Origin of the sequence: Candidatus Binatus sp., assembly GCF_030646925.1 — a bacterium.
Lineage (GTDB): Bacteria > Desulfobacterota > Binatia > Binatales > Binataceae > Binatus.
In genome coordinates, this window is the sequence record NZ_JAUSKL010000118.1 from 1 (window position 1) to 5,996 (window position 5,996).

The 5,996-nt window shown below is 61.7% G+C and carries 7 protein-coding genes; 1 reads left to right on the forward strand and 6 read right to left on the reverse strand.

What is annotated here, in order from left to right; genetic code table 11:
* Positions 1-173: 173 nt before the first annotated feature.
* From Q7S58_RS20070 to Q7S58_RS20080, 3 genes are read right to left on the reverse strand one after another with little or no spacing between them, the layout of a single operon-like run.
* Positions 174-905 (reverse strand): 2OG-Fe(II) oxygenase, encoded by a 732-nt coding sequence (locus tag Q7S58_RS20070; RefSeq protein WP_304830286.1) that lies wholly within the window; start codon positions 903-905, stop codon positions 174-176.
* 26 nt (positions 906-931) lie between these two features.
* A complete protein-coding gene (locus Q7S58_RS20075; protein ID WP_304830288.1) occupies positions 932-1,822 on the reverse strand; it encodes an alpha/beta hydrolase in 891 nt (296 codons plus the stop codon).
* Between the two features lie 27 nt (positions 1,823-1,849).
* Entirely contained in the window at positions 1,850-2,641 is a 792-nt protein-coding gene (locus Q7S58_RS20080; RefSeq protein WP_304830290.1) for an SDR family NAD(P)-dependent oxidoreductase, read from the reverse strand.
* A gap of 145 nt (positions 2,642-2,786) precedes the next feature.
* Between Q7S58_RS20080 and Q7S58_RS20085 the strand changes: the two genes are divergently transcribed.
* Positions 2,787-3,233, forward strand: coding sequence for a DUF2784 domain-containing protein (locus tag Q7S58_RS20085; protein WP_304830292.1), 447 nt, complete (start codon positions 2,787-2,789; stop codon positions 3,231-3,233).
* Positions 3,234-3,270: 37 nt separating this feature from the next.
* Here the strand turns inward: Q7S58_RS20085 and Q7S58_RS20090 are convergent, their stop codons facing one another.
* The 3 genes from Q7S58_RS20090 to Q7S58_RS20100 all read right to left on the reverse strand — a co-directional run.
* Positions 3,271-3,798 carry an MmcQ/YjbR family DNA-binding protein gene (locus Q7S58_RS20090; protein ID WP_304830294.1) on the reverse strand — a complete coding sequence of 176 codons (528 nt, stop codon included), beginning with the start codon at positions 3,796-3,798 and terminating at the stop codon, positions 3,271-3,273.
* Between the two features lie 144 nt (positions 3,799-3,942).
* Positions 3,943-5,049, reverse strand: coding sequence for a hypothetical protein (locus Q7S58_RS20095; RefSeq protein WP_304830297.1), 1,107 nt, complete (start codon positions 5,047-5,049; stop codon positions 3,943-3,945).
* A 601-nt stretch (positions 5,050-5,650) separates the two neighbouring features.
* On the reverse strand, positions 5,651-5,996 hold a 346-nt coding region (locus Q7S58_RS20100), incomplete at its 5' end, for a hypothetical protein (RefSeq protein ID WP_304830299.1).

The following is a 5,996-nucleotide window of genomic DNA, read 5'->3' on the forward strand; positions in this document are numbered from 1 at the left end:
GAAGCAATGCAAAGCCTTCTACGACACCGAGGACAATCTTACCTTGTGCAACGATTGGTGTGGTAAATTCAAAACCGAGAACGCCGGCGCGACTTGCTCTTGCGACGAAGGCAAGTGCGCGGCTGACGACCACAGCTAGCCAGTCCGATCCTGAAATCCCGGTAGCGCGCGCGCTATGCGGCGTCGTGGAAGATGATGCCCATCGCGTAGCGCAGGCCCGACGTGATGGTGCTGACGCCATGTCGCATCGTTGCGCGATAGTATCCGCGTGCGCCAGCGACCGGACGAAACCGATTGGCGAAGATGATTCCCTCGCCGAGATCGAGCGCGATCGCGTCGCCGCGCGATTGCGCGCGCGGGCGCTGCTCGACGAGCAGTAGTTCTCCGCCTTCGAAGTCGATGCCAGGGCGGCTGAGCACGCAGGTGAATTGCAGCGGAAAACTAATTTCGCCGTACAGATCCTGATGCAGGCAATTGTAGCCGCCGGCTTCGTAGCGAAGGATTAGCGGCGTCGGCCTGGTCTGGCCGTGCGCGCGGCAGATTTCGAGGTAGCGCGCGAGCGACGCCGGGTAGTCGGCGTCGTCGCCCAATGCTCGCGCCCATCGATTCGCAGTCGCATGCAATCGCCGATAGAGCGCGACTCGCGCCTGCTCGACAATCGGCGGCATCGGGCGCACGAAATATTTGTACTCGCCGACGCCGTAGCGAAAGCGCTCCATGACGACGCGGCTGCGAAACCGCTCGCGATCGTCATAGAGCGCGATCAAATCACCGCATTCGGCGGCGCTCAGCAATTTTCCGGTCGTGGCGGATCCGCGCGTGTCGAGGTCGCCCTCGATTCGCTTCCAGTCGAGCGCCGCGATTCGATCGCCGATTGACGCGCGCGGCGACGCTCGATTGTTCACGGCCGGCGCATCGATCCGTCACGCGATCAGGCCGCGTTCGCGCGCACGAACTCGCCGACTTTCTCGATCGCCTGCTGACCCTCATCGAGCATCGCCGCGAAGAGGTGCCACACGTGCACCATGTTCTCCCACGGCTGGAGCGTCACTTTCACGCCGGCTTTGCGCGCGCGCTCGGCGATTCGCGTCGAGTCATCCATCAATGTTTCTGCAGTGCCGACCTGGATCAGCAGCGGCGGCAGGCCTGTGAGATCAGCATAGAGCGGCGCCGCGAGCGGTGAGCGCGCATCCTTGCCGCCGAGATAGAGCTTCGCCATATCGAGCAGCCCCGCGCGCTGAACCATCGGATCGATCGACGCCTTGGTCTGCATCGATTCGCCGATACCTTCGAGATCGACCCACGGCGAGAGTCCGACGCCCGCGGCCGGCGATGGCAGCTTCGCGTCGCGAATCGCAACCAGCGTCGCGATCGCGAGCCCGCCGCCCGCGGAATCGCCTGCGACCGCGGTCCGCGCCGGCTTCAGCCCCGTCGAAAGCATCCAGCGGTACGCCGCGACGCTGTCGTCCACGGCCGCCGGGAACGGATGCTCCGGCGCGAGCCGGTAATCAATCACGAGCACGCGCGCCTTCGCGGCGCGCGAGAGCCGGCCCGCCAGCGAGCGATGTGTATTGATCGATCCGATCACGTAGCCGCCGCCATGTAGATAAAGTATCGAGCGGCCCGCGTCGGCGCCGGGCGCGGCGATCCATTCCGCCTTGATACCGCCGGCGTTCACCGGTTCGACCTTCACGTCCGCATCGACCGGAAAAGTGCCGGCCATCTTTTCGAAACCCTCGCGCGGTTCCGCCAGCGATGGGCTTGCCAAGATCGGTTGCGCCTTCAGCATCTGAACAATTTGATCAAGCTGTTGCTGCGACATTCGATTTACCTCCTGAGTTATTAGCGCTTACCATTCCGGACCTTCGCCGGAAAGAGACGGCATCCCCGAATGCGCCCACAGCCCGCCGTCGGCGACGAAAAACGCGCCGGTGACGAACGACGCTTCATCGGACGCGAGGAACAACACCACGTTGGCGATTTCCTGCGGCTCGCCGAGACGACCCATCGGAATCGCCTCGCGGATGCGCCCGACGATATCGGGCCGCGCATCCTCCATCCTGAGCAGCGGCGGCGTGCCGATCGGCCCGGGGCATACCGCGTTGCATCGAATCCCCTTGCGCGCGTATTCGATTCCCGTCACCCGCGTGATATTGACGACGCCCGCCTTGACCGCGTTGTACGCGCCCAGTGTGTAGTCGCCCGCGAGTCCCGACACCGACGCCGTGTTGACGATCGCGCCCTTGCCCTGCGGCAGCATCACCTGTAGCGCGCACTTGGTCCCATACCAGTACGCGGTCAGCCCGACGTCGAGCGTCTTCTGCCATCCTTCCAGCGTGATATCCGCGATTCGGCCGACGGTCGTGAAGACCGCGTTGTTGTGCAGGATATCGAGGCGGCCGAACTTGTCGGTGGCGAACTTGATCATCCGCTCGATCTCGGCGGTCGCGCCGACGTCGGCGCCAAGAAATTCCGCGGTGCCGCCAGCTTTGCGAATCTCCGCGACGACGCGATTCCCGCCGTCTTCGTTCATATCGACCACCACCACCGCGGCGCCCTCGCGCGCGAAAGTCTTGGCGGTCGCCTCGCCGATTCCCGATCCCGAGCCGGTGATCAATGCGATCTTGTCTTTGAGCCGCATGGTTGTTCTCCGCGTTTTTCGGCGCAATCCGTCGTATGACTCGGCGAGTATAGCGCCGCTTCTATCGAACCGGCAAAGACACGATGAGCGTTGATTTCTTCGCGAAGATGTTCAGCCACGGGCTCGATCGCGCGCATAATTGTATATGGCTACCGGCTACCGGATGCTCGCCGATACGGTCGTGATCGTGCACGCCGCCTACGTAGCGTTCGTACTATTCGGACTGATCGCGATTCTCGCCGGGGCCGCATTGCGATGGCGCAAGGCCGGAGACTACTGCAATTGGACGCGCAACTTCACCTTCAGGATCGTGCATCTCGCGGCGATCGCGCTGGTATGCGTCGAGGCGTTTACCGGCGTGATGTGCCCGCTGACGACGATCGAAGATTGGCTGCGCCGACAGGCTGGTAGCGCCGAGTATCCGGGCGACTTCCTCGGCTACTGGGCGCATCGATTGATCTTCTACGACTTCCCGCCCGCGACGTTCACCGCGATTTACATCGCCTTCGCGATTCTGGTCGTCGTCACCTTCGTACTGATGCCACCTGAGTGGCCTGCAAGCCGCCGAAAGAGTTTGTCAATCGCTCGCTGAAAAGAGCGCCGGATCTGGATGGCCGGTAAACGCAATGCTATTTCATGCGTACCGAGGTGAGCGTGGCAAGTCTCTTCCTCGATTTTGCGACCGCTCGTGCTAACGGCGATGATTCTACTTTGGCTGGAACTGTTCCCGTCCTTTTGCGATCGCGCTTAGCGACCGTATTTACTTCTGCGCTCGTACTACGTCGAGCCACGGCGAGGCGCTTGGGGGCGCTCATTAGCCAGCCGTCCTCCAGAATCGCGACGAGTTCGTCCCAATCCACTTCGACATCGAGGCGCACCCCGAGCCATCCTTTGTGACCGACATAAGGCGGCTTGAAGAAGCGCTTCGAATCGGAGGCGACCAGGATTTCCTGCACCATCGGCGGCGCCTTGCACCATACTGCGACGCGGCCCGTGCCGTGATGATTGTTGTCGGTCATCGCGAACATCTTGCCGGCGACGCGGAACGTGCATTCGCCCCACGCTTCCTGCTCGATCGTTTCGGGGAGCGCGAGGCAAATCTCGCGCAGACGCTTTACCGGTCCGTTGGGATCGTAATCCATGTGTGGATGCGCCATCGGAATCTCCGCGGACTGCCAGTTCAATTCAGCCGGATTTCGTACGACTCAATCGTAAGTGCGCCGCTGGCGATGGTAAGGCAAACGGGCCGAGGCTCTTTCGAACCCCGGCCCGTTCTTCAGGTCGGTTTAGCTAACAGCGGCTCATGGCACTGGCGGGAGCGCGAAGTAGATGATGCCCGCGCCGTTCTTGCACGAGGTGGTACTCGTGGTCCCGGTGCATTGACCCGCCAGCAGTGCCGTCGCTATCGAGGCCGGCGTCGTCTGCAATGTCGGCAAATCGGTCTGCACCAGCCAGGTCGAGGAACTGTCCACTGCGTATCCCTTGTTGTGGCAAACGTCGATCGCGACCGCGTATGGATCGCCCTGCGTCCTGAAAGTCCCGCCGAAAGGATTGGGCGGAATCGCTCCAATCGACGTGACTAGAGTCGTTGGATCGAGCTGAACAACCGGCGCCGTAGGCAGCGTCAGCAGGGTTATGCCAGGCGAGCCATCTTCGATCAGGAACGCCTGGTGAGTCACCGGGTTTACCGCCGATCCGGCCGTGGAGCCCGGCAGGCCTGAGACCACCGCCGAGTTGGGCGGCGTGCCGCCTTCATTAATCGCGCACGGGACAGCCACCGTGTCGACCGTCGAGCCGTTCAGGTTCACCACCGTGGCCGAGCCGTTCTCCTGGCTGATTACGCCGATGTTGGTCGTGAAATCGACCGACGCACCGTCGTGATCGCCCGCCAGGTTAGGGTCAGTGAGCACGCAAGCAGCGGTGTTGGCCAGGCTGAAATCAGGCATATTGATCTGATTTCCAGGGTCGCTGTCGCTCGCATCCCAGACCTGGTTGGTGGCCGAGTTGAAGGCGAAGGTCTCCGCGTAGTTGGCCGAGATGAATTGGCCAAACACGCGCGTCGGCACATCGAATGCCACGAAACCCGTACATCCGTTCGGTTGGGTGCATCCGGCGCCGTCGTCCAGCGTGTTGATGATCGCCTTTTTTCCGATCGGATCGTACAGCACCTGCCCGGTGAATCCCGGCGCCATGCCGACTGGCATCGGGATCGGCGAGTCCGCGGTCAGCACCGGCGGATCCACGCTAATATCGATTATATCGATGAATCCACTTGAGGATCCGCTGACCACCAGCACGAGATTGTCGTCATTGTCGAACGCTGCGCCGGTCGGATTGTTCGGATGCGACAGCACCAGCGTTGTTTTGCGCGGGTCAGTTACATCCGGATCCACTGCAAGGTCGATCACCGATACTCGGCCATTTCCGGTAACCGGGTCGGGCGATGCGATCAGCGGTACATAAGCGCGATCGCGCGTGCAATCGATCGCGAACAGCCCGGACCCAGGCGAGGTTACCACCGGACTCGGCGTCGGGGTTGAGGTCGGCGTAGCTGTAGTCGTCGGCGTTAGCGTCGGCGAAGGCGGATGGCGTCTGCGGTGGCCGTTATCATCGTCACAAGTGCACCCTTTGATCGCCATCAGCATCAAGACAAGGAACAACAAATATCTCGCTTTACGGCTTGTCATCCGAAGACCCCTCCCAAGGCCAAATCGAGCGGTCTCGCGCAGACTCTCGCGATCGACCGCATCTTTGCCAAGCGCGACGCGCCCCCCCGACCGTCGCACAATTGCGTAACCGCCCGCCTTAACTATCAACTCACAACGACCCAAGTCAAATAATCGGCTAAGAAAATTTTGCTTTTCTTTCTACTGAATATCTGATGGGTGGCACAGGCTTTAGCCTGTGGAGGTGACTCTTCGGCACACCAGTGCCTTCATATCGTAAAAATGAAAACGCCGGCCCCATGTGAGGCCGGCGTCTTCGGTCATGCCGCGATGCGCGCGCCGATCAGAAGATCTTGATGTAGCGCACGATTCCGGTGGCGATCGGATCCACCGCCGGATCGACGATGTGGGTGCTCGGCGTGCGCGTCGCCTTCAGCATTGCGTCGAGATCGATGATTGCGAGGAAACTCAGCGGCGAGTCGGCGACAATCGCGAACGCCTTGTTCGAGGTCGGACTCACGTACGCGGTGACGGTGTGTGGATCGAGTCCGGTCTGGAACGTACCTCCTCCCGGCAGTGGCGGCAGTTTCAGCAAGACGTAATCGACCACCGCCGGTGTCCCAGTGCCCGAGGTTGCTGGCAACTGAATCGCGCCGACATTATCGCCGCCAAATTCGCCCGTCACTACA

What these genes read in the sequence shown, in the direction of transcription:
- Q7S58_RS20075 (WP_304830288.1), bottom strand. Translation starts at nt 1,822, where the DNA reads ATGTCGCAGCAACAGCTTGATCAAATTGTTCAGATGCTGAAGGCGCAA.
- Q7S58_RS20080 (WP_304830290.1), bottom strand. Translation starts at nt 2,641, where the DNA reads ATGCGGCTCAAAGACAAGATCGCATTGATCACCGGCTCGGGATCGGGA.
- Q7S58_RS20085 (WP_304830292.1), top strand. Translation starts at nt 2,787, where the DNA reads ATGGCTACCGGCTACCGGATGCTCGCCGATACGGTCGTGATCGTGCAC.
- Q7S58_RS20090 (WP_304830294.1), bottom strand. Translation starts at nt 3,798, where the DNA reads ATGGCGCATCCACACATGGATTACGATCCCAACGGACCGGTAAAGCGT.